We start from the raw sequence: 23,175 nt of genomic DNA on the forward strand, positions 1-23,175 counted from the left end.
GCGGGGATAGAGGAGGAACGGCTCTGCCGCCCTTTAGCGCAGCAGTTCCGCAGGGTGGAGAATGCCGGCAATCCGGCCGTTATCTGTTACGATAATGCAGTCCTGTCTCATCGCTTCCGGGCGCTGCATGGCTTCGGCCCATAATGATTCGGGAGAAGCGGAGATGTCCGCTGTCAGCGGACTGCGGTTCATCAGCTTCGATACCGGTTCATTGTAGAACTGGTCGATACCCATCCGTCCGGTTGCCTTGAGGAAAAAGCGCTCGCACATGATCAGTCCTACAGGTTCATTGCTGCTGCTGCGGACAACGATGCATTTGGATTCCGGATGCTGGAATTGTACACGCAGAGCTTCACGGCAGGTTAGCGAAGGTGAAATGGCCGGAGCCTGGCGGAGGATGGCTGACAGGCCGGCTGTTGATGTTATAGTCATAAGTACACTCCTTTCAGATGAAGTCTACTCTAACTGTAACGCGCAAACGTAAATTGTAACGGCTCCCCGGGTAAGCGCTGTGTAAAGGTTATATAAAACGGCTGTGCCGCCCTTGCTTCAAGGCTGGCACAGCCGTTTTTAGGTTTTTAGGGTTCGGGGTAATTTTCTTATTCACCCTTTACGCCGTCCTCGACCAGCTGTTTGCCTGAAGCTTCCGGAATTGTTGATTTACTCATGCCGCCGCGGCTGATGGCAATGACCCGTTTCTGGGCGTAATACACATCGCGGGAGAGCTTCTTCCTCTCGGCAGCCTTGCCGTCAACATAACGGGTAATATAGGTCTCGACGATATAACCGGTTTTACCAGCCTGAACTATCCTTGTTCCGCCCCGGGGAAGCGAGGCATCGCTCACGTATTTGTCGGTCGGGTTCAACACCTCTACCGTCCGTGATTCCAGACCGAAAGTGACATTCTCCGGAAAGGTGCCGAACAGCTTAACCGTCAGGGTGCGCCCTTTGACTTCAGCTTTTATAATCAAATACTTGCCGGTATTGTTGCGGAAGCGGAAATTGATATACCCTTCGGCAAATGTGGCATCCTGCCCTTTGGGCAGATAGCTGACCGGAAGCGAGTGGTTGCGCCGTTCCACAATCTCAAGCCCGGAGCGCAGCGCGGCATTGTACAGGGTGCTTGAGACCTGGCAGATGCCTCCGCCTGTACCGGGCTGCAGCTTACCGTTTACAATGACCGGTGCTTCACGGAAGCCATATTCCGCCTGGGCTTTCTGGATGGCTTTCCCGTAGTCGAAGATAGCGTCCGGCGGCAGAATGGTTCCATTCACCGCTTTGGCTGCGGCCTCCACATTGTAGCTGCGTCCGGGTCCGCTGGACCCTAAGAATGTGCTGAACTGGGTAATCTTCCGCGCAATACCCTGATCCTTCAGCGACTGCAGCGTGATGTCCGGCGCTTTGACCGTTAACGGGACGTCCAGGCTGATCCGCATCTTTTGCGGGTTTCCTGTACCGCCAATGCCGGCGGGCAGGGCTGCACGCAGGGCAAGCTCCAGAGCCTGCCAGTCTACTTCGTAGGAGTTGGTTCCGGGTGTGTACACTATACGGTCATCCTCTGTAATTCTCCGCACCGCATCAGCAGGAACGCCGAAGGTCTCTCTCTCCCAAGCCGGACTAAGCTTGTGCTTCAGTTCCGTAAGTTCCAGATGGATTCCAATGGTCCAGTCCGCGGACCAGCTGCGCCGGGCCTGGACCCGCTCCAGCAGTGATCCTTCGGTCAGCGTCTTCAGTGCCTGACTGAAAGCTTCTGCCTCGTAGGTAACACCGGCCTGCTGCAGCGTAAGGCTCAGCTCAGTATTGTTCTCTGTCTTCAGCGAGAGCGGAATAGTCTCAAGAGCCTGAAGCCTGGTATCCAGCTCAGTTTGTACTGCGGCGATGTCCAAACCCCCGATGTCCCATCCGGAGATAACGGTCCCTTTGGGCAGGGTGCGCTGGGTGCCATATAGATGAAGTCCTCCGGCGGCAAGCGAGCCGGCCAGAATCAGGCCGAGTCCCAGGATGAGGACGGCGTGTATTTTTTTCATGAACAATCTCCTTCAGAGGCGCGGATTTGCGCTGGAGGCAGCGCCAGCCATGGAAATAAGACTTAATGAATGCATTGAAATGCCGATATATAGAAGTGTGGGTACGGCAGGAAAGCTTGTATTTTAATGTATATGTAAAGATTCGGTAAAACTTTCGGGTACTCAAGGGGTTAGGGATTTGTTACAATAGATACGCCTGCGATAATAATGAAGTTTATGGAAGCTTCCGCTAGGCGGGGGCGGATTATGTCAGAATCGGGAAGTGATAAGATGATAGAAATGCAGGATGTATGGAAGACCTATCCTAACGGAACCCATGCACTACAAGGAATATCTGTCAAAATCGACCGAAATGAGTTCGTTTATGTCGTCGGACCGTCCGGCGCAGGTAAATCAACGTTTATGAAATTAATTTATAGAGAAGAAACACCGACCAAAGGGCAGATTTCCGTAGGCGGTTTCAATATAGGCAAGCTGAAGCCCCGCAAAATTCCATATGTCCGCCGCAACATCGGCGTAGTGTTTCAGGATTTCCGGCTGCTGCCGAAGATGACAGCGTATGAGAATGTGGCTTTTGCGATGGAGGTCATTGAGGCGCCGAAGAAGATCATCAAGAAGCGGGTGAACGAGGTGCTCGATCTAGTGGGTCTGCGCAGCAAAGCCGGCCGTGAGCCCTCACAGCTCTCCGGGGGAGAGCAGCAGCGGATTGCCATCGCCAGAGCGATTGTGAACAATCCTTCCGTCATTATTGCGGACGAGCCTACCGGCAACCTGGACCCCGAAACCTCATGGGGCATTATGCAGCTGCTGGATGAGATTAATTTCCGCGGAACTACCATTGTTATGGCTACCCACAACCGGGATATCGTCAACAAAATGCGCAAACGGGTGCTGGCCATCGAGAACGGCAATATTGTCAGAGACCAATTGAGAGGGGAATACGGTTATGAGTTTTAAAACCTTCTTGCGGCACATGCGGGAAGGCTTCAAAAACGTATTCCGTAACGGCTGGATGTCGGTGGCTTCCATCACCTCCATCGTTGTGTCTCTTTTCGTACTCGGAGTGTTCATCCTGCTGGTGCTCAATGTGAATGAAGTAGCGGACAAAGCAGACAGCCAGGTACAGATCAATGTACACCTGACGCTGAATACCGACCAGAAGATGCGGGAGACGCTGGAAAACGAAATCGGCAGCATGCCGGAAGTCAGCAAGGTGGAGTTCATCTCCAAAGAACAGGGACTCAAGGAATTCCGTGAGGATTTGGGGCCGGATGCGGCCGATCTTCTTGAAGGCTTCGATGAAGATAACAATCCGCTGCCGGACAAGCTGCTTGTCGAGGTAATTGAGCCGACAACCGTATCGTTCGTGGCAGAGAAGATAGAGGCGCTGAATGAAGCGCATAAAGAGCAGCCGATTTACAAAGTGAAATATGGTGAAGGCTCTGTGGAGACCTTGTTCAAGGTGACCCGGGCTGTACGCAACATCGGGTTTATTTTCGTAGCGGGACTGGCGCTGATGTCGATGTTCCTGATTTCGAATACGATCCGGGTAACGATTCTGGCCCGCCGTAAGGAAATCGGCATTATGAAGCTGGTGGGAGCAACTAACTATTTTATCCGCTGGCCGTTTTTTGTTGAAGGTGCATTGATCGGGCTGATCGGTTCGCTGGTCACCTCCGGGTTGCTCTACGCCGGTTACAGCAGTCTGGAAGCTTCCGTACAGGGAGATCCGATGCTTGGGCTGCGGCTGATTCCGTTCGAGGATATCTGGCTGCTGCTGTGCGGCTTGCTGGTCGGCCTGGGCGTGCTGATTGGCGTGTGGGGCAGTACGGTGTCGATCCGGAAGTTCTTGAAGGTATAGCAGAGACTTAATCAGACTTAGACAAAGGACGGGGAGTGCGAGTTGAAGAAGATTGCTGCCGGAATAGCCGTAACGTTGCTGGCTGTCACAATGTTCGGGCCCTCTGACGGATATGCCAAGAAAACAAGTGTTGCCGAGATTGACAAGCAGCTGAAGCAGCTGCAGCAGGAGGTCCAGGCGGCCAAGGCTGCACAGGAGAAGGCGGCTTCCCGCAATCAGGAGGCTCAGCACTATAAGAATAAGACTACGCTTAACCTCGAGTATGTTCTGGAGCAGATTGAACAGGTGAAGGGTGAAATGACGACCATATCCGGTAAAATCGCCAGCACGGAAGAGTCGCTGGTCGTGACAACGAGCGAGCTGGATGATGCGGAGGCCCGCGTGGCTTCCCGTGAAAAGCTGCTGGAATCCCGTGTCCGCCTGATGTACACGGATGGAGCTGTGTCCTATCTGGATGTGCTGCTGTCTTCGACCAGCTTCTCCGATTTCCTGGACCGGGCGGACTCCCTGAAGATGATCGTCGATCAGGACCAGGATCTGCTCGTGCAGCATAAGCTGGACAAGGAGACCGTTATCGCGAAGAAGCAGGAGCTGGAAGGGCAATATGCCCAGGCCAAGCAGCTTTATACGGATCTGGAATCCCAGCGCAGTGTGCTGAAGGAGAAGGAAGCCGAGAAGCAGGAGCTTATTGCCTATTACGATGAGGAAATTCAGGAAGCCGAAGTGATTTCGGAAGAGCAGAATGCCAAGCTGGTCCAGCTGGCCAGTGACCGCTCCGCTCTGGAAGAGCAGAAGGACAAGCTTAAGGCCGAGGAGGCAGCGCGCAGAGCAGCAGCAGCCAAAGCGGAAGCGGCGCGCAGGGCAGCAGCAGCGGCCAAGGCGGCCAAAGCTGCGAGCAGCAGCAGAAGCTCCGTAGCGAGTTCGGCGGAATATGCCGGCGGGAACGGGCCGTTCCTGCTGCCGGTAGGCTCGGCACGCATCTCTTCCCCCTACGGTATACGTACACATCCGGTTACCGGTGAGGTAGGCAAAATGCATACCGGTGTCGACTTCGCAGTTCCCCAGGGGACGAATATTCACGCCGCGGATGCTGGTACAGTACTCGTAGCGGAATGGTGGAGCGGTTACGGCTACTGTGTAATTGTTGACCATGGCGGCGGGGTATGGACGCTGTACGGGCATATCCGTGAAGGCGGCATTCTGGTGAAGCCGGGTGACCGGGTGGCACGCGGACAGACCATTGCGGAATCCGGTGCAACCGGACGGGTAACCGGCCCGCATCTGCACTTCGAAGTGCGGATTGACGGCAAGACCGTAGATCCGATGCCGTATCTGTAGGTTCGGCCCTTAAGGATAAGTTGAATAATGAAGTAACTAAATAAATATTATTTCATCCGGCGGCATATACTGGAAGAGATGCCGTTCTCATGGAGCGGACCATGCGGGTGATCAGATGGACAAGAAGGGACGGTGGGAACATCATGTTAAAGAAGAGTACTGCGGCGTTTATGATCGTCGCCGCGCTGCTATGCGGCAGCCTGCTGACCCTCGGCGTAACCGGCTATACGCATGTATCCGGACAAGCTGCAGGTGAAGGGCTGGTAGCAGCTCTGCAGCCGACCGGACTGCAAGATAAGGAATCCAAGAAGCTCGGGACTGCACTCAGCCTGATTGAGAGCAATTATTACGAGACGGTAGACCGGGAGAAGCTGATTGACGGGGCTGTTAACGGTATGATGGAAGCACTGGGCGATCCTTATTCCAACTATATGGGCAAGGAAACTGCAGAGCGGTTTGAAGAGAGTATTGAGGGCTCCTTCTCAGGAATTGGTGCTGAGGTCTCCTCGGACAACGGTAAGGTAGTTGTAGTATCTCCGATCAAAGGCTCCCCGGCTGAGAAGGCCGGCATTCAGGCCAAGGATATTATTCTCTCCGTGAACGGTGAATCGCTGGAAGGGCTGGATCTGAATGATGCGGTGGCCAAAATCCGCGGCCCTAAGGGAAGCGAGGCCAAGCTGAAGATTCAGCGTACCGGCACAGCGGAGCCGCTTGAATTTGCCATCACCCGTGATGATGTGAGACTGGAGACGGTCTACGCTACGATGGAGAAGGACAGCATCGGCGTGATTGAGGTTACACAATTCTCGCAGAATACAGCGGACCGGTTCAAGGAAGAGCTGACTAAGCTGGAAGCACAGGGTATGAAGGGGCTTGTGCTTGATGTCCGCAACGACCCGGGCGGCGTGCTGCCGATTGTCATTGAGATGGCTGAGCAGTTCGTACCAGCCGGCAAGGCTATCGTGCAGGTGGAAGACAAGAACAAAAAGCGTGAGGTCAGCACCTCTAACGGATCGAGCAAAAAGTATCCGGTAGTTGTTCTGATGAACAAGGGCAGCGCGAGTGCCTCGGAAATTCTGGCCGGCGCCCTGCAGCAATCTGCCGGAGCCAAGCTGATCGGTGAGAATTCATTCGGTAAAGGTACCGTGCAGACCAGCTTCGAAAAGCAGCTCGGTGACGGAAGCCTGCTGAAGATAACGATTGCGAAATGGCTGACACCGGACGGCACCTGGATTCACGGCAAGGGCATTAAGCCGGATATTGCGGTAGCCCAGCCGGATTACTTCTCGGTGGCACCGATTAATAAAAGCGTAACGCTGCAGTACAACATGAACAGCTCGGATGTGAAGAGTGCGCAGACGATGCTGGAGGGTCTGGGCTACAAGCCGGGCCGCAAGGACGGGTATTTCGATGCCGCAACGAAGGAAGCGGTCAAGAAATTCCAAAGCGCCTCCAAGCTGCAGGCAACCGGCGCCATTGACGCCAAGACTGCTGAAGCGCTGGAGCTGGCACTGATCAAGGTGATTCAGGATCCGGCCCATGACAACCAGCGCAATAAGGGAATCGAAGAAGTCCGGAAGGAAATTAAGGCTGCAGCGTCGAACAAGTAAGAAGGCTGATTCCAGCCTTCTTTTTTTCTATCTTATGACAAGGTATATATATTTGGAGTCCCGCTAAGTACTTAATTCAGCGTCTATGTGAAATCCCCACTTTGCAGGGTTGTTTGATCACCTGGATGAAAAGGAGTGTGACGAACGGTTTGGAAGTATTGCCGGAACTGCTTACCAGTTGGGGCACAGCAGTTGTCCATCTGCTGACTCAGCCCTATTATTATATTGCACTTATATTTATTGCCTTGTATTACCGCAGACAGGTAGCGCTGGAACGGAAGCTCATTCATGTAAAGCTGCACAGCTGGGGCCGGGAAACGTGGCGGACTGTATGGACAGGCGCCCTGATGGGACTCGTAGTCTCCCTCGCCGCTGTGGCGCTGGGGATTTCTCTGTCTTACCCTGCAGTAGCCTGCATCTGGGTTGTCAGTCTGGTATTGATGCTGTTTCGTGTGCGTTATTTATGCTTTGCCTATTCCATCGGCTTGCTCGGAATTATTCAATTCGTACTCTCGTTCTTCCCGGATACTCTGCAGAGCGGAGCAGCAGGTGAGATTGCCGGGGCGCTCCGCGGGCTGGACATTCCGGCACTGCTGGCGCTTGCGGCGCTGCTGCATGTGGCCGAAGCGCTGCTGGCGCGCTGGCAGGGGGCGGGGCTTGCGACGCCGCTGTTCCTGGCCGGCAAGCGCGGCAAGGTGGTTGGCGGCTATCAGCTGCAGGCCTTCTGGCCGCTGCCGCTGTTCGTGCTGATTCCCCCCGGAGCGGGAATCAGTGAGCTGCCCTGGCATCCGCTGCTCGGCGGAGCCTTAGGGCTGGTGTCCCTGCCGGTCATCATCGGCTTCAGCGAGATGACCCAGGGCATGCTGCCCGGACGCAAGGCGGCCCGCACGTTCGGACGGCTGCTGATCTATAGCGCCGTCCTGCTCGGGCTAAGCCTGCTTGCGGACCGCTGGAGCCCGCTGACTGTGGTCGCGGCGCTCACCGCTGTTCTGCTGCACGAAGGGCTTAGCTGGTACAGCGCTCTGGAGGAGCGCAGCCTTAGCCCCATCTTCGTGCATCCCCCGGCCGGCCGCAAGGTGCTGGCCGTGCTGCAGGGCAGCCCCGCGCAGGAGCTGGGCATCCTGCCCGGCGAGATCCTGCTGAAGGTCAACGGGGTCCTGTTGACCAGCGCGGCGCAGCTGCATGAGGCGCTGCGCATGAACCCGGCGTTCTGCAAGCTGGAGGTGCAGAACCGCGAAGGCGAGAGCAAGTACCTGCAGCGTCCGATCTACGCCGGCGACCACTACCAGCTCGGCATCATTCTGGTGCCGGACCCCGATGAGCGGGTCACTGCTGCGGCCAAGCCGTCCAGCATCTTCAGCATCATCGGGATGCAGACAGGCACCCGGGAGCGCGGGCTGCCGCCTGAGCGGCTGGGCCGGGCGAAGAAGGCCTTGCCTGCACCTGCAGAGTCCAAGCAGGAATCGGCCGGGAGCTGACAGAAGAGCTCCATAAAGTATGAACTTCTTAACGGAAAAAGCATGGAAGCAATAGTGTAGAAGCAATAGTGTAGAAAGCAACGGCCTGCTCTCCCTAACTTGTATTTTAGGGAAGCAGGCCTTTTATTATTTTGTTTAGAGGTTTGTCTAGGGAGTCGCACTGTGTATACGAAAAACCGAATACAATATGCTGCTGTGAGGGTGCTCGGACCAAATGTATACGGAAAACCGAACACAATGTGCTACTGTGAGGGCCAACGGGCCAAATGTATATGGAAAACCGAACACAATGTGCTACTGTGAGGGCCAACGGGCCAAATGTATGCGAAAAACCGAACACAATCGCAATGTGCTACTGTGAGGGCCAATGAACCAAATGTATGCGAAAAACCGAACACAATGCGTGCCCCCACCCCGCGCATAAACCACCCCCCTCATCCCACTTTCGCCCCTCGCACCCAATCATCTGCCAGAACCCCCTACCCGCCTACCTCATCCCCTGTTGACTCTTCAAGTAGAGGATGGCAATCTGCGTGCGGTCGCGCAGGCCGAGCTTGCTGAGGATATCGGTGATATAATTTTTGACTGTGCCTTCGCTTAAGAACAGCTTGCCGGCGATTTCCTTGTTGGTAAGCCCCTCTGCAATAGAGGACACTATGGCCAGCTCTGCCTTAGTCAGCCCAAAGTCTTCCAATAATTGGGCAGTAGGAGTCTGCTCCATCCGGTGGGAGGGCTGGAGGAGGCCGGCCAGCTTGCGGGCGATATCGGGATGGATGAGCATATTGCCCTCGTACACGGTTTTGATGCCCTGAATAATCCGGTCCGGCGGGATATTCTTCAGCAGATAACCGCTGGCCCCGCCCCGCAGCGCTTCAATTATGTATTCATCATCGTCGAAGGTGGTCAGCATCAGAACCGATATATGCGGATAAGCCTCCTTGATTAAGCGTGTGCCTTCTACACCATCACAGCCGGGCATACGGATGTCCATCAGCACCACGTCTGCTCCGCCGCCCAGTGATTTTAGCAGCGTAAGTGCTTCGCGGCCATCTCCTGCCGCCCCAGTAACCTCAATCTCCGCGTCCAGCCCGATCAGTACCTTCAGGCTCTCACGGATGAAGGAGTCATCATCTACGATCATAACTTTTATCATTCTACATCCTGCTCCTTTACTCTCCCGGTTGGGCTCCACACATCTTCATCTACCTCAGGGTTCGCTATACTTCTAAACTCTCCCGCTGCCTGTAGACAGGCAGCCGGGTGATGACCGTGAATTGCGGCTCCGGATTCAGCTCAAGCGTCCCGCCAAGCAAAGCGGTGCGCTCACCCATACCCTTCAGTCCCATCCCTCCGCCGTTCTCCAGCCGCAGGAGCGATTCTTCGCCGGGCAGCCTGCCGTTATTTCCGGCCTCCATTCTGACTTCATACTCCAGGTAGGATAAGGAAATCCAGACCGAATCGGCTTTGCCATGCCGGAGTGCATTGGTTATAGCTTCCCGGGCATTATTGTAGAGCACGATTTGAATGCTCGGATATAGAGGGAAGGGAATCCCCTGAACCTTATAATTGGTGGCAATACCGGTATCCCGGCCCACCTCCTCCAGCAGCCGGTCGAGCGCATAGGCGCCTTCGAGCTGCGGGGCATAATGAATCCGCTTCAGTGCGGCCCGCATATCATCCATGCTGCCGGCGAGCTGATCGCGGATCTGCTCCAGCATACCCATGCCCGCTTCGGGAGCAGCCGGCAAGGTATGGATGACCGCTTCCGTCATCATCTTCACACGGATCAGCCGGTGGCCGATATCATCATGCAGCTGGCGGGCAATCCGCACCCGTTCCTCTGCCTGTGCGGCGGATTCGACCTGGGCAGTGAACTGAAGCAGGCGGGCGCGGGCTTCTTCCAGCTCGAAATGCTTTCTGCGCAGCTCATCGTAGAGGAACAGTGTATCTGTGCGGCCGCGGCCGGCTCGGAGCAGTTGGACGATGAGTGCGGCGGACAGCAGGAAGGTAAGATTGCTTATTGCTATCGTGGCTGCAGATGAACCGCTGAGGGCAATATTCAGCACAACCAGGTGAAGACTGAACAAGGCGGCAGCCGTATGCTTCTGCTGAAGCCGGGAGTAGCAGAGCATTGCCGAAATGGCCGGAAACATCATCAAAGCACCATACTGCTGGCACAGCCAAACCGTGTACAGCAGTTCCAAGGCTCCAGGAACAATAGCAAACCTGGGAGGTATCTTGGAACCAAGGGTAGCAAGCAGCAGGAGCAGCAGGAAGTAGAGTGTGAACATATCATAATCGGCATATTCATAGACGTAGATGGCAATAACCGCAGGAATGATAATAAGGACATACCGCAGCAGATTCAGTTCCCTTGTCAAATGAAGTCATCCTTCCGTCTGCATTCAGTTGCTCTATCCATCTTAGCATAAGAGGACCACCCGTCAGGAGATGACTTTAGTCACCTCCGGAATATGACCTTCTGTACCTTCGGCTGCGCGGCGGCTGCGTTACAATATTCCTATGAGAGCTAACCGAACAGGAGTGAATAGAAATGGCGCTTGCGGTGTTAACCGACTTAGTGAAACGGTATGACAACAAACTGATTGTGGATCATGTGAATTTCAGCATACAGGAAGGGGAGATCTTCGGTCTGCTCGGCCCAAACGGTGCCGGAAAAAGTACAACGATCAGTATGATTTGCGGCCTGCTTAAGGCTGACAGCGGCGAGATCATCATTGACGGCCTGTCCGTAAAGGAAAGACCCCTTGAGGTTAAGAAGCGCATCGGGCTTGTTCCCCAGGAGCTGGCGTTATACGAAAATTTGCCGGCGGCAGATAATGTAAGCTTCTTCGGCAAGCTGTATGGCCTGCGCGGCAAGCTGCTGAAGGAACGGACCGAGGAGGCGCTTGCGTTCACAGGTCTTAGCGACCGGGCCAAGGATAAGCCGTCCACCTTCTCGGGCGGGATGAAACGGCGCCTCAATATCGCCTGTGCCATCATGCACCGGCCGCGTCTGATTATTATGGATGAGCCGACGGTCGGCATTGATCCCCAGTCCCGCAATCATATTCTCGAATCGGTCAAAACACTGAATAAGCTGGGTTCGACTGTCATCTATACCAGCCACTATATGGAGGAGGTAGCAGCAGTCTGTGACCGGGTAGCCATTATGGACAAAGGCCATATTATTGCCTGCGGCACGGAAAGCGAGCTGCGCGAGCGGGTTGCCCATGAGGAGAAAATAGTGGTCAGAGCAGCGAATATCACTCCTGCCCTGATCAGTGAGCTTAGCCGCCATCCGCGGATCAGCCGCGTAGAGGTGATGGGGGATGCAGTGGAGCTGTACCTGCCCTCCTCGCAAAGCGAGCTGCAGGATATCCTGTTTATCTTCGCCAAGCATGAAGGGGTGATTGCTTCACTTAACATAGAAGAGCCGGATCTGGAGACCTTATTCCTCAGCCTGACCGGACGGACACTGCGGGATTAGAGGAGGAGATTATCATATGAACACTTGGACCATTATGATTCATGAACTGCGCAGATTGTTCCGCTCGCGGACTTTGGTGCTTAACATGTTTCTGCTGCCGCTGGTGCTGATCTTTCTGCTGGGCGCTTCGCTCTCGGGAGTGGTAGGGGTTAAGGAAGCAGATCAGATAGAACCGGTACGTGTAGCTGTGGTGAATGCCGGGGATGGAGGAGCAGAGCCGTCTGCTATGATTACGGCTTTTCTGGAGACTCCGGAGGTTAAAGATATTATTATCGCCGAAAAGGCTGAGAGCCGGGCAGCGGCCGAAAGCGGGCTCCGCACAGGAAAATATGCCTACGCTGTTATTGTTCCCTCCGGTTTCGACTCAGGGGTGCAACGCGGAGAGCCTGCTCAGCTGGAATTCATTCTTGGCAAGAATCATACCGATAATCTGGTCGCGGGAACGGCTTTTGACAATTTTTTGAGTACGCTGAATTATAAACAGGCTGCAGTTGTTAAGCTCGGACCGGAAGCTCTTAATGCTTCCCCGGCTTCCCCGGAGACTCCGGCGGTGGTGCTGGGAGATCTGAATAATGGCGGCAGGAGCTATACGGCTTCCCAGTTCTATGCGGCTTCTATGCTGCTGATGTTCCTGCTGTACAGCGGACTGACGGTAGCCGGCTCCCTTTTCAATGATAAAGAGAACCACACGCTCTTCCGGATTCAATCGATGCCGGTGAAGGGCTCACAGCTGTTCATCGGTAAAATGCTGGGGGTAGGCCTTGTCAGCATCGTGCAGTGCCTGGCGATTGTACTGCTGTCAGACTGGCTGTTCGGTGTCTACTGGGGGAACCGTCCGGGACTGCTGGTATTGTTCTGCCTGCTGATGATCATCGCGTCCATGACTTTCTCCATAGTAATCTGCCTGTTCAGCAAAACAGCTTCAAGCGCAACGAATGTTATTAATGTACTGACAGTAGTGATGACTTTTGCCAGCGGCGGAATGGCGCCGCTCCCTGAGTCGTGGGTAAACAGTGTAGGCGCGTTCACACTCAACCACTGGGTGCTGCAGGCAATGATCCGTATGATGCTGCATTCCAGCCTGCCGCAGATTCTGCCGAATCTATGGGTGATGTGCCTCATATGTGTGGTTCTGTTCGCTGCAGTAATCGTCTCTTACCGGAAGGTGTGCTACCATGAATAAAATAATAACCATCGCCTGGAATATGATCAGACGCAGCATCGGCAGCGTTAAAGGGGTCATGATATTTATCCTGCTGCCCAGTGTTGTGGTTGCGGCAATTATCTCACTCACCGGGGGCGTGGCGGAGGGGCCGGCGACAGTCCTGTACGCCAATGCGGATACAGGTGCTGCCGGCAAGCATCTGCTTGCCGAACTGGAGAAGACCGGAGATTACAAGTTTGAGCCGAGCACTGATGAAGCGTCATTAAAGGAAGCGGTCATCGGGCAGGAGGGGGCAGCGGGGGTATGGATTCCGGCCGGTTATTCAGCCGCACTGCTTGCCGGGCGGCAGCCGCAACTTAAGATCTATGAGCTGCGGGTAAGCGAAAGCTCGATTGTCCTCAAGATGAAGATCAATGCAGTCGCCGGAAACATGACCTCAGCTGCAAATACCGTTGCTGTATTCAGCAGCGGTGCCGCAGATCAGCAGGCGCAGTTCGCTGCCGTACTGGAGCAGGCAGAGCAGCATAACGTGGGGAGCACACGTACAGACTATGATCTATACCCGCGGGAGACACTGGGAGTCATTACCGGTCTGACGCTCATGTTTCTGATGGCGCTCGTTACCAGCTCGGTATCGCTGATTATGGATGACCGCAGGGGGCGGACGATGATGCGGATGTTCAGCGCTCCGGTCACTTCTTACGAAATTGCCCTCGGCAACTTCCTCGGCAGCTTTCTTGTAGGGATCATTCAGATTATTGTGGTGCTGACGCTGGGGAAGTGGGTGCTCCGTTACGATTATGGAATGCCGATGGTGCTCTACTTCCTGGTTTTGGCCGCATTCATGCTGGTCTCCATGGGCATCGCCAGCACCGTAGCAGGCCTGATCCGCAATCCGCGCAACGCCGGTATGCTGAATTCACTGATACTTACACCGACCTGCATGCTGGGCGGCTGCTTCTGGCCGATCTCGATCATGCCGGATTATATGCAGAAGCTGGCTAACTTCACACCGCAGAAATGGGCGATTCAAGCGGTGGATATTGCGGCAACCGGCGGGGGCTGGAATGAGTTGTGGCTGCCTTTTGCCATCCTCGGTCTGATGGCTGCCGTGCTGCTGGTGATTGGCTCCGCAATTCTCCGCCCCAGTGAAGCGGGGATTAGCTCTTAAGCCGCTGTGCCGCCTGAAGGACTGCTGTCTCTGGTTACGCAAACAGGCTTAACTGAAGCATTCAGGTTTACAGCCCTTTTATTTAAAGATATACTGGAGATAATGGTTTGAAGCCAGCTGAATAGGAATGTGTTTTTAGGAGGAGCCTGTCACCAAGGGCTTCTCTTTGTCTTTTTATGGTCTTTTATAGAGAAAAGGAGTGGAAGAGGAATGGAATTCATTCTGTATTTACTGCTGATTCTGCTGTTCACCAAGCTGGCCGGGGATTTATCCGTGCGGCTGGGACAGCCGGCGGTGCTGGGTAAGCTGATTACCGGCATCCTGCTTGGCCCGGCAGTGCTGGGCTGGGTGCAGGAGGGCGATTTTATTCATTACATGTCAGAGATTGGCGTGCTGCTGCTGATGTTCATCGCCGGCCTGGAGACAGACCTTGCCCAGCTGCGCCAGAACTGGAAATCGGCCTTCGCAGTTGCTATTGGCGGCATTCTGCTGCCCTTTGCAGGCGGTTTCGCGGTGGGGGAATGGTTCGGCTTCGCCTATCATAACGCGCTGTTCCTCGGGGTGATTCTGAGTGCAACCTCGGTTAGTATTTCGGTTCAGGTGCTGAAGGAGATGAACCGGCTGAATTCGCCGGAGGGTTCTACGATTCTCGGGGCGGCGGTAGTTGATGATATTCTGGTCGTGGTGCTGCTGGCGGTGCTGATGAGCTTTTTCGGTACCGGTGCTGAGGTTTCTATAAGCCTTTTGATTGGCAAAAAACTGCTGTTCTTCGCCGTTGCTGTCCTCGCCGCCTGGCTGGTTGTCCCCCGGGTGATGCGCTGGCTCGTCCCGCTGCGGGTCACTGAAGCAGTGATTTCAGCAGCGCTGGTTATTCTGTTCGCCTATGCTTATTTCGCTGAGCTGATGGGAATGGCCGGAATTATCGGCGCCTTCGCTGCCGGGATAGCCATTGCCCGGACCCCCTTCAAGCATGAAGTGGAGTCCAAAGTAGAGCCGATCGCCTATTCGCTGTTTGTGCCGGTCTTTTTCGTCAGCATCGGTCTCAGTGTCAGCTTCAAGGGGCTTGGCAGCCATATCGGCTTCGTGGCCGCCGTGTCGCTGGTGGCTATACTGGCTAAGTGGCTGGGCGGCGGAACCGGTGCCCGGCTGACAGGATTCAACAACCGCTCATCGCTGGTCATCGGGGCAGGCATGATCTCCAGGGGGGAGGTTGCCCTGATTATCGCCGCTACAGGCCTTTCGAGCGGACTGCTGCTCCCGGAGTATTTTACCGGTGTCATTATTGCCGTAATTATAACTACACTTGCCACACCTCCGCTGCTTAAGGGTCTGTTCCGCTGAGGGGTTATTGCAGAATTCGTTCGTTAATCGTTCCAATCTAAGGCTGTCCTCGAAGAGGCAGTCTTTTTTTAATTGGCGTTACTGCCCCCTTGTGCTTGCGGCAGTGTACCTCTGGCAGGAGGAATGACCCGCCTTGAGACGGAGGGCGAAACCCTTCGCCGGACGGTTTTGCTGTTAGTCTAAAGCTTCTACACTTAAGCAAGAAACCGGCAAGTAACATACATAACTGAAAAGACATACAGCTTGGGTACATTATGGGGTGGAAGGGGTACAAGGAAAATGACATGGTTTACGAAATGGTCGTTTGGTAATAAGGGGGCAGTAGGGCTGCTGGTCGTGATGGCACTTGTGGTCGGAATATTGAGCTATACTTCGCTGCCCATGGAATTCATGCCGGAGGCCGACAATCCGCAGGTGACCGTTGTTGTTCTGGGTCCGGGGCAGGACGCCCATTCCATGGAGACCGGGGTGACCAAGCCGATTGAAGCAGCAACCTCATCAGTGAAGGGATTAACGGAACAGATGTCTACTTCGGCTGACAGCTATGCCAAGGTGGATATTTATTTTGACGGCAAGACGGATATGAAAGAAGCGGCGCAGGAGGTTGAGAAGGCAGTTGGTGCCCTGCAGCTTCCGCAAGGTGTAATGGACCCGTTCGTCATCCAGCTTAATACCTCCATGATTCCTGTGGCCCAGGTAACGGTCGCGTTCGATGAAGGGCTTACGAAGGAGAACCTGGAGCTGGCCGAGAACAAGATTCTGCCTGAGATGCAGAAGATTGACGGTGTAGCCAGCGTAGCCCTCTACGGTAAAACCTCCCCGCAGGTCCGGGTAAAGCTTGATCCGGCAGTGATGGCTGCCAAGGGAGTTAACACTGCCCAGGTGCTGGGCTTGCTTCAAGGGCGGAATGTATCGGCTTCCCTCGGCGAGCAGACGATTGGCGGCCAGACGGGCAATGTGAATGTGGTCTCGTCGATTGAGAGCATTGATATGCTGAAAAAGCTGCCTGTTGCAGCAGGAGCGGTATTAGGAGATATTGCTGCAGTTGAGCCGAAGCTTGATCAGGAGAGCGTCAGCCGCTCGAACGGCAAAGATGTGCTGTTCCTGATTGTGACCAAGGAAGCCAGTGCCAACGCGGTAGATGTGGGCGATCAGGTGCGCAGTACAGCAAAGGAGCTTAGCGCGAGTATCAGCAATGCTGAGGTCTCGATGATCTTCAGTACGTCCGATATGGTTGTGACCTCGGTAGACAGTATGCTACGTGAGGTGCTGCTCGGTGCCCTGTTTGCCACCATTGTGATCCTCGTCTTCCTGCGGAATATCCGGGCTACTCTGATTACGGCCGTATCCATTCCTTTGTCCCTGGCGGTTACCCTGTACCTGCTTAAGGTCTCCGGGATTACGCTGAATATAGTTACACTGGGCGGCGTTGCCGTGGCCGTCGGGCGGCTGGTCGATGACAGTATCGTAGTTATTGAGAATATTTACCGGCGGATGCAGCGGGAGAGCTTGTCCCGCGGGATGATCATCAGTGCAACCGGGGAGGTGGCCCGGGCGATCACTACCTCAACGATTGCAACGGTAGCAGTATTTCTGCCGATGGGGCTGCTGCGCGGCGGACTGCAGGCCTTCCTGCTGCCTTTTGCCCTGACGGTTACGTATTCATTATTGACCTCGCTTGTAGTTGCGTTAACGGTGGTTCCGCTGCTTAGCTCATGGCTGCTGAAGGGCTCTGCACTGAAGGAGCATGAGCCTTCCCGCAAGTTCAGCCGCTTCCTGGAATGGAATCTGCACCGCAAGTGGATTACGCTGACTCTCGGGCTGCTTCTGCTTGCCGGTTCCATCGGTGCTTATGTAGCCATGCCCAAAGGTGCACTGGATGCTACAGACGCCAGTATGGTAACCGCCCAGCTGGTCTATCCGAACAATGTTCCGGTCAAGGAAGTGCTGGAAGCAGGCAAGCGGCTGGAAGCCGAACTGATTAAGCAGCCGCAGGCGGAGATTGTGATCATGCAATCCGGTAACAGTGCGGACTCGGCCAAATGGGGCAATGTAGCCTCCCTGACCGAAGTGGATTATACGATTATGATGAAGGAGGATGCGGACGCTCAGGCATTCATGGATCATGTCCGCAGTCTGCAGTCAGCCTACGACGGAGCCACCCTGTCGGTGAATGTGTCCAGTATGATGGGTTCCAGTTCAACCAATGAATACGTTGATATTGTAGGGGATGATCTGCCGGCCATCAGTGCGGTAGCCCAAGAGGTCTCTGCTAAAATCAAGGGGATTACAGGTGTGGAGAAGGTCTCCAGCAATATGGAGGATACGAAGCCAGTCTTCGCGTTCGCAGTAGATCCGGCTTTGGCCAATGCCCAGGAAATCTCCATGCAGCTTGGCGCTATGCTGAATCCGGTACCGCTGGGTCAGATGGAGCTGGACGGCGCTCCGGCAGCGGTGGTACTGGAGCCGCTGGTCCAGCCGGCATCCACGGAGGATCTCCGGAAGATTACCATTATGACGTCCGCCGGTCCGCAGCCGCTGTCAGAGGTGGCAGAGCTTACAGTAAGTGACCAGCCCGCGATGCTATATCACAAGGAAGGCAAACCTTATGTGAGAATTACAGCTGAGGTAGATCCGAAGCGGGTCTCGGAGATCGGTGCAGATATCAAGACAGAGACAGACAGCATTACATTGCCTGAGGGTGTGACGCTGTTCGCGGGTGGCGCCTCAGCAGATCAGGCGGGTGATTTCAGTGACCTGGGGATGACTGCTTTAATTTCGATTGGACTCGTATACCTGATCATGGTCCTGACCTTCAAAACACTGCGTGCGCCGCTGGCGATTATGTTCTCGCTGCCGCTTGCAGCCATCGGAGCCATTGTCGCGCTGCTAATCTCAGGAGTAACTCCTGACTTTACCGCCTTGTTCGGTGCGCTGATGCTTATCGGAATCGTAGTCACTAATGCCATCGTGCTGATTGACCGCATCAAGCACAATGAAGAGCATATGACGGTCCGCGAGGCGATCCTTGAGGCGGCCGGCACACGGATGCGGCCGATTCTGATGACGGCTATCGCTACCGTCTGTGCGATGCTGCCGCTGCTGTTCGGGCAAGCTGAGCAGGGCAGTATTGTCTCGCAAAGCTTAGCTATTGTTGTAATCGGCGGTCTGACCGCTGCTACGCTGCTGACCCTGCTGGTTGTTCCGGCCATCTATGAGCTGCTCTACTTCCGCAAATCGGCTAAAGAGCGCAAGCAGGCTGCTGCAGCCGGAGCGGCGGAAGGGATTTTGGAACTGTAGGAGCGTTAGCGAGTGCCTTTGTTACCGGAAGTCCAAAACTCACCGCAATGGCGGCCTATCCTGTCTAAACGCAATGAGAGCAGTGCGGAAATGTCCGCACTGCTCTTTCGGTTTAGTTCCCCGTACTCTCATACTTGGACAGCCCGTACCGGAAGATGCCATAGGCCGCCGCAGCACTTCCGATTGCCGCAACCGGGGCGAACAGCCACCAGCCGGACCAGCCGCTTTTGCCGAAAATATAAGTTGCCGGATAAAAGCTAATGAACGCGTAAGGCAGTACAGTGGAAATAAAGATGCGGATGGCCTGCGGAAACAGGCTTATCGGATATTTGGCCAGATCAGACAGGTTATGGACCATCAGCGGAAACACATTGCCTGCATTGTGGATCCAGAACGCTGACGAATTGCCCGCAAGGTTAATCGATACACGAATGACCACGGCAGAGAGGAAAAGCAGGATGAGCATGAGGGCTTTGCCTGCCGTCCAGTGAATCGGGCTGTGCATCAGCGACTGCCAGATGATCACTCCGCCAATCAGCAGATTACCGAGCCCGTTGATTCCGATTCCTGTACAAAATACCTGCAATACAACGGGGACAGGCCGCAGCAGATAACGGTCCAGCTCACCCATGTTGACGAGCCGGCCCATCCGCCACGTTCCTTCAAAGAACAGGGAGCCGATTCCCTCCGTCAGGAAGATCATGGCGTACATAAAGGTAACCTCCCAGAACTGCCAGCCGTTAATATCCGGAATCCGGTCATAGATGACCCATAAGAAAACAAACCCCAGCACCTGAGTTAAGGCAGCGGAACACATCAATATATAGAAATCCTTATTATATTCGAGAATAGCCTTGAGCTGCTGCACGTACAACCGTTTGTAGAGATACAGCATTTGCGGCAGTTTCATTCTATGTGCACCTCCTGTTCTAGCCTCCATGGATTGTCACCTGGCGTACCGCCCAGTTCCACATTGCCTTGCCGGCAATCCAGAGTGCTGCCCCCCAGAAGAGCTGGATCCCGATCAGCCGCAGGCTCTCCCCGGTATCTGCCTGCTGCAGGAAAATCATTGTCGGAGTATGAACGATTGCCTGGAAAGGCAGCAGCAGAGCAAGCTTTTCCAGCCAGTCGGGAAAGAAGGCGAGCGGAACCAAGGCACCTGATAAAAGATTGGTCAGCGCAATTCGTGTCCAGACGATGCCAAGTGAGCCGGTGGACCAGAAGCATAGCAGCGCCGCCAGATAGACGATGCCGAATTTGACGACCACTGCACCTAGCAGACTGACGGCGAACAGCAGGTAGACAGGCAGCGAATGCGGGAAGGTTACCCCCGTCAGGAAGGTAGCGAATAAGACCAGCAGAATAAGGCTCATCATCCCTTCCAGCAGGCTTGCACCCAGGGTTTCCGCGAATCTTGCGGTCTGGAAATCGAGCGGCTTCAGCAGGTCTACTGAGACGCTGCCGTCAAGGATTTTACCGGAGATGGCCGTTTCGGAATACCAGGACAGCACGGAATTAGCCAGGAAGGTGACGAGCAGATAGGTCTTCATCTGGTCCCAGGAGTAGCCGCCCACTACCTCACGCCCGCTGTAGATTCCCTGCCAGAGGAAATAAATGGCCAGCAGATTGATGGAATTCGTCAAGAAGCTGATGAGATAGGTAATCCGGTAAGCCAGCACCTTCTGCAGGGAGCGGTTGGCGATACTTCTGTACTTTTTTAACTGGACAGCAGTCATCATTATGTATTAGCCCCCTTAGCCGCCGGTTCTGCTCAGATCAAGATTGCCGTCATAGACGGCCTTGATGACCTGCTCAATATTGGTATCTTCCATCCGGAAATCTACGACCTCGCCATGCTTCATCACCCGGCTGACGACTTCACTGGCAGTATATTCATAACGGTCAAAGGTTATTGAGAACTCCTGCCCGCTCTGCTGCGCAAGCTTCAACCCCGCTGTCTGCGCGAGCTCAGCGTATAGCTCCGGCATAGGCGCGCTAACCTGGAAGAAGATGACGCGGCTTTTGGCAAAACGGGCTTTGACCTCGCTCAGACTGCCGTCATAAATAATCGCCCCGTGGTCGATGATAATCAGACGTTTGCACAGGTCTTCAATGTCTCCGAGATCGTGGGTGGTCAGCATTACCGTAGTCTTCTGTTCCTGATTGATCTGCTTGATGAATTCGCGGATCTTCTGTTTCACGGATACGTCAAGGCCAATCGTCGGTTCATCCAGGTACAGAATCGGCGGATTATGCAGCAGGGCTGCGGCCAGATCGGCGCGCATCCGCTGACCCAGCGAGAGCTTGCGTGCGGACAAGTGAATGAACTCGTTCATCCCCAGCATTTCCGTAAACAGCTCCATATTGGTCTTGTATACGCTATCAGGAATCTGATAAATATCCTTAAGCAGCGAGAATGACTCGATAATCGGGATATCCCACCACAGCTGGGTACGCTGGCCGAACACTGCGCCGATCTGGGCGGCATTGTCCATTCTTTTTTTGTAAGGATTGATACCGTTTACAGAAATAGTGCCGGAGGACGGCATCAGAATTCCGGTCAGCATCTTAATCGTGGTTGATTTGCCGGCGCCGTTCGGGCCTACATAAGCTACAGTCTCACCTGCTTCAATACTCAGGTCCAGCGGCTTCACCGCCACCTTCTCGACATGCCGGGGCAGAAACAGATGTTTAACCGCACCTGCGAGACCCGGCTCCTTCACCGGCTGCATAAAGGACTTGCTCAGCCCTCTGGCTTCAATGATACTCAAGGTTAACCCTCCTGACTTTTGGATTGAGTTTGTACAAAACTTGTACAGCAATCGCTTTGAAAGCGTGTTCCAATTTTGCGGCCGATGCTTTTTTTTGAATCGCAATCTATGTAAGACACGTATGAATAAATATATCATTGCGGCAGTGTCAAAAACTAGCACATTTTAGCGAATACATACAACTATTTGGATCATTTTGGCAGGTGGCGGAATCGTAAAAAAGCGGCCATCCCGGTTAACTAGACTAACCTGGATTTGCCGCTTCGCTGAAGGACAGCTTTGAGGAGTAAACCTACTAACAGGGGCAGGGCGAGCTGGACTTCTAGTCTCCAATGCACAGTATACAAATCTATTAATTGGAGCTGCTTGAGCAGAACATAGAGCACGTTGTATATGAGGAAGGTACAGCTGAGTGTGAGCAGTGGAATCAGGCTGAGGGTGTTTTTGCTCTGCAGCAGCCGAAAGCCCGCAAAGATGAGGAGGGTGTAGACGGCCATAGTCACCAGGGCATAATTACTTCCAAAACGTAAAAATGAAACCAGGGCGGTGGCGAGATTGAGTGCCGCGGATAGGTAGCCGGTGCGAAGCAATGCAGAACCTCCTAGTGCAAAAATAATAGCTAATTAAAGATTTCTACATTTTACAGCGTCTGCCGGCTCATTTACAGGTCCACTGCTGAATGTTCTTTATTCCGTGATTGTATGTTATAATACTTTATTTTAAAATCGGTTGTAATGGGTAAGTTTGGAGGGGGATCATTGTGAGAATCTTTGAAACAGCCAGAGCGTGGATTGTGCCCGGAGATCTGGGGGCGCATGAGCTTGAAGCCTTCCGGCCGCTTGGCGCCGGACAGGCAGAGTTGCATAACGGAAGCTCCGGGGGAACAACTGCTGAACAAGCCAAAGAGCATATTTATCATAGAGCCATGATCTCTTCCATCCGCAGTGAAATGAATAAATTAAGCCAGCTGCTCTCGATTCCTTATGTCGTATTCCTGACGGACAAGGCGGGGACGATTCTGGAGCTGGTGTGTTCTTCGCAAGGCACCCGGGAGGAAATGGATCAGGCTGAGCTGCGGCCCGGAGTCAGTCTTTGCAGGCAGCAATCGGGAATGAATGCCGTGTCTCTCGCTATGGAAATGAACTGTATCGGTGTAGTACGGGGAACAGAGCATTCGGACATGACCTTTAAGAACTGGAACTGTGTATGCGCACCTCTGCAGGACAATGATACGGTCTACGGGTATGTCGATATTTCTTTTAATAGAGGAGAGCCGATTGAATTTGCTATTCCGTTCGTGCAGCAGATCGCAGAGAATGTGATGGAGAAGTGGATGGACAAGAACCCGGAAATGCAGCAGTACAGGCTGGAGGCAGCTCTGCAAGAATACAAGCTGACTGCACGGGAGCAGGAAGTGGCACAGCTGTGGCTGCTGGAGAAGAGCGCACTGCATATCGGGAGTGAACTGGGCATCAGTGAAGGCACGGTGCGCAATATGCTGAAGAGCATTTATAGTAAAATGCGGGTGAATGACCGCTGGCAATTCGTTAAGCGGCTTACGTCGTAGCGAGGTATTTTCTGGAGATAATATTTACATATATATAAAAGCCGGACAGGGATACT

Annotated in this window: 19 protein-coding genes; 11 read left to right on the top strand and 8 right to left on the bottom strand. The window is 54.1% G+C overall.

Annotated elements, in window-relative coordinates; all coding sequences use genetic code 11:
- Nucleotides 1–33: 33 nt before the first annotated feature.
- Together LOS79_RS27530 and LOS79_RS27535 are read right to left on the bottom strand one after the other, a co-directional pair.
- Nucleotides 34–432, bottom strand: coding sequence for a CBS domain-containing protein (locus LOS79_RS27530; RefSeq protein ID WP_315413908.1), 399 nt, complete (start codon nt 430–432; stop codon nt 34–36).
- Nucleotides 433–599: 167 nt separating this feature from the next.
- On the bottom strand, nt 600–2,027 hold the full coding sequence (locus LOS79_RS27535) for a VanW family protein (protein ID WP_315413910.1): 1,428 nt from the start codon (nt 2,025–2,027) through the stop codon (nt 600–602).
- A 270-nt stretch (nt 2,028–2,297) separates the two neighbouring features.
- On the opposite strand from LOS79_RS27535, the gene ftsE reads away from it, so the two are divergent.
- The 5 genes from ftsE to LOS79_RS27560 all read left to right on the top strand — a co-directional run bounded on the left by ftsE (nt 2,298) and on the right by LOS79_RS27560 (nt 8,314).
- The gene (gene ftsE, locus LOS79_RS27540; protein ID WP_315422484.1) at nt 2,298–2,984 is read left to right on the top strand and encodes a cell division ATP-binding protein FtsE; all 687 of its coding nucleotides are present in this window, start codon (nt 2,298–2,300) and stop codon (nt 2,982–2,984) included.
- Entirely contained in the window at nt 2,974–3,888 is a 915-nt protein-coding gene (ftsX, locus tag LOS79_RS27545; RefSeq protein WP_315413912.1) for a permease-like cell division protein FtsX, read from the top strand. Before ftsE ends, ftsX begins: the two co-directional genes overlap by 11 nt.
- A 42-nt stretch (nt 3,889–3,930) precedes the next feature.
- Nucleotides 3,931–5,226, top strand: a complete 1,296-nt coding sequence (locus LOS79_RS27550) for a murein hydrolase activator EnvC family protein (RefSeq protein ID WP_315413913.1) — start codon at nt 3,931–3,933, stop codon at nt 5,224–5,226.
- Between the two features lie 143 nt (nt 5,227–5,369).
- Nucleotides 5,370–6,836 (top strand): S41 family peptidase, encoded by a 1,467-nt coding sequence (locus LOS79_RS27555; RefSeq protein WP_315413914.1) that lies wholly within the window; start codon nt 5,370–5,372, stop codon nt 6,834–6,836.
- A 149-nt stretch (nt 6,837–6,985) separates the two neighbouring features.
- Complete coding sequence (locus LOS79_RS27560; RefSeq protein WP_397386815.1) at nt 6,986–8,314, top strand: PDZ domain-containing protein; 1,329 nt, start codon at nt 6,986–6,988, stop codon at nt 8,312–8,314.
- Between the two features lie 487 nt (nt 8,315–8,801).
- Here LOS79_RS27560 and LOS79_RS27565 read toward each other — a convergent pair whose 3' ends face one another.
- Both LOS79_RS27565 and LOS79_RS27570 read right to left on the bottom strand, forming a co-directional pair.
- Nucleotides 8,802–9,467 (bottom strand): response regulator transcription factor, encoded by a 666-nt coding sequence (locus LOS79_RS27565; RefSeq protein WP_315413918.1) that lies wholly within the window; start codon nt 9,465–9,467, stop codon nt 8,802–8,804.
- Between the two features lie 64 nt (nt 9,468–9,531).
- Nucleotides 9,532–10,695 carry a sensor histidine kinase gene (locus LOS79_RS27570; protein WP_315413920.1) on the bottom strand — a complete coding sequence of 388 codons (1,164 nt, stop codon included), beginning with the start codon at nt 10,693–10,695 and terminating at the stop codon, nt 9,532–9,534.
- Between the two features lie 173 nt (nt 10,696–10,868).
- On the opposite strand from LOS79_RS27570, the gene LOS79_RS27575 reads away from it, so the two are divergent.
- From LOS79_RS27575 to LOS79_RS27595, 5 genes are all read left to right on the top strand, one after another.
- Complete coding sequence (locus tag LOS79_RS27575) at nt 10,869–11,804, top strand: ABC transporter ATP-binding protein (RefSeq protein WP_315413922.1); 936 nt, start codon at nt 10,869–10,871, stop codon at nt 11,802–11,804.
- 16 nt (nt 11,805–11,820) lie between these two features.
- Complete coding sequence (locus tag LOS79_RS27580) at nt 11,821–12,987, top strand: ABC transporter permease (RefSeq protein ID WP_315413923.1); 1,167 nt, start codon at nt 11,821–11,823, stop codon at nt 12,985–12,987.
- Nucleotides 12,980–14,140, top strand: a complete 1,161-nt coding sequence (locus tag LOS79_RS27585) for an ABC transporter permease (protein WP_315413925.1) — start codon at nt 12,980–12,982, stop codon at nt 14,138–14,140. Before LOS79_RS27580 ends, LOS79_RS27585 begins: the two co-directional genes overlap by 8 nt.
- A gap of 210 nt (nt 14,141–14,350) precedes the next feature.
- On the top strand, nt 14,351–15,481 hold the full coding sequence (locus tag LOS79_RS27590) for a cation:proton antiporter (RefSeq protein WP_315413927.1): 1,131 nt from the start codon (nt 14,351–14,353) through the stop codon (nt 15,479–15,481).
- Nucleotides 15,482–15,760: 279 nt separating this feature from the next.
- On the top strand, nt 15,761–18,781 hold the full coding sequence (locus LOS79_RS27595) for an efflux RND transporter permease subunit (RefSeq protein ID WP_315413929.1): 3,021 nt from the start codon (nt 15,761–15,763) through the stop codon (nt 18,779–18,781).
- A gap of 112 nt (nt 18,782–18,893) precedes the next feature.
- On the opposite strand, the gene LOS79_RS27600 is transcribed toward LOS79_RS27595, so the two are convergent.
- The 4 genes from LOS79_RS27600 to LOS79_RS27615 all read right to left on the bottom strand — a co-directional run bounded on the left by LOS79_RS27600 (nt 18,894) and on the right by LOS79_RS27615 (nt 22,142).
- Entirely contained in the window at nt 18,894–19,691 is a 798-nt protein-coding gene (locus LOS79_RS27600; protein ID WP_315413931.1) for an ABC transporter permease, read from the bottom strand.
- Between the two features lie 19 nt (nt 19,692–19,710).
- On the bottom strand, nt 19,711–20,520 hold the full coding sequence (locus LOS79_RS27605) for an ABC transporter permease (protein WP_315413933.1): 810 nt from the start codon (nt 20,518–20,520) through the stop codon (nt 19,711–19,713).
- A gap of 15 nt (nt 20,521–20,535) precedes the next feature.
- A complete protein-coding gene (locus tag LOS79_RS27610) occupies nt 20,536–21,552 on the bottom strand; it encodes an ABC transporter ATP-binding protein (protein WP_315413935.1) in 1,017 nt (338 codons plus the stop codon).
- Between the two features lie 239 nt (nt 21,553–21,791).
- Complete coding sequence (locus LOS79_RS27615) at nt 21,792–22,142, bottom strand: hypothetical protein (RefSeq protein ID WP_315413937.1); 351 nt, start codon at nt 22,140–22,142, stop codon at nt 21,792–21,794.
- A gap of 170 nt (nt 22,143–22,312) precedes the next feature.
- Between LOS79_RS27615 and LOS79_RS27620 the strand changes: the two genes are divergently transcribed.
- Nucleotides 22,313–23,119 carry a LuxR C-terminal-related transcriptional regulator gene (locus tag LOS79_RS27620; protein ID WP_315413940.1) on the top strand — a complete coding sequence of 269 codons (807 nt, stop codon included), beginning with the start codon at nt 22,313–22,315 and terminating at the stop codon, nt 23,117–23,119.
- Nucleotides 23,120–23,175 lie beyond the last annotated feature (56 nt).

This window comes from Paenibacillus sp. MMS20-IR301 (genome assembly GCF_032302195.1).
Lineage (GTDB): Bacteria > Bacillota > Bacilli > Paenibacillales > Paenibacillaceae > Paenibacillus_AQ.

What these genes read in the sequence shown, in the direction of transcription:
- LOS79_RS27530 (WP_315413908.1), bottom strand. Translation starts at nt 432, where the DNA reads ATGACTATAACATCAACAGCCGGCCTGTCAGCCATCCTCCGCCAGGCT.
- LOS79_RS27535 (WP_315413910.1), bottom strand. Translation starts at nt 2,027, where the DNA reads ATGAAAAAAATACACGCCGTCCTCATCCTGGGACTCGGCCTGATTCTG.
- ftsE (WP_315422484.1), top strand. Translation starts at nt 2,298, where the DNA reads ATGATAGAAATGCAGGATGTATGGAAGACCTATCCTAACGGAACCCAT.
- ftsX (WP_315413912.1), top strand. Translation starts at nt 2,974, where the DNA reads ATGAGTTTTAAAACCTTCTTGCGGCACATGCGGGAAGGCTTCAAAAAC.
- LOS79_RS27555 (WP_315413914.1), top strand. Translation starts at nt 5,370, where the DNA reads ATGTTAAAGAAGAGTACTGCGGCGTTTATGATCGTCGCCGCGCTGCTA.
- LOS79_RS27565 (WP_315413918.1), bottom strand. Translation starts at nt 9,467, where the DNA reads ATGATAAAAGTTATGATCGTAGATGATGACTCCTTCATCCGTGAGAGC.
- LOS79_RS27575 (WP_315413922.1), top strand. Translation starts at nt 10,869, where the DNA reads ATGGCGCTTGCGGTGTTAACCGACTTAGTGAAACGGTATGACAACAAA.
- LOS79_RS27580 (WP_315413923.1), top strand. Translation starts at nt 11,821, where the DNA reads ATGAACACTTGGACCATTATGATTCATGAACTGCGCAGATTGTTCCGC.
- LOS79_RS27585 (WP_315413925.1), top strand. Translation starts at nt 12,980, where the DNA reads ATGAATAAAATAATAACCATCGCCTGGAATATGATCAGACGCAGCATC.
- LOS79_RS27590 (WP_315413927.1), top strand. Translation starts at nt 14,351, where the DNA reads ATGGAATTCATTCTGTATTTACTGCTGATTCTGCTGTTCACCAAGCTG.
- LOS79_RS27595 (WP_315413929.1), top strand. Translation starts at nt 15,761, where the DNA reads ATGACATGGTTTACGAAATGGTCGTTTGGTAATAAGGGGGCAGTAGGG.
- LOS79_RS27600 (WP_315413931.1), bottom strand. Translation starts at nt 19,691, where the DNA reads ATGAAACTGCCGCAAATGCTGTATCTCTACAAACGGTTGTACGTGCAG.
- LOS79_RS27605 (WP_315413933.1), bottom strand. Translation starts at nt 20,520, where the DNA reads ATGATGACTGCTGTCCAGTTAAAAAAGTACAGAAGTATCGCCAACCGC.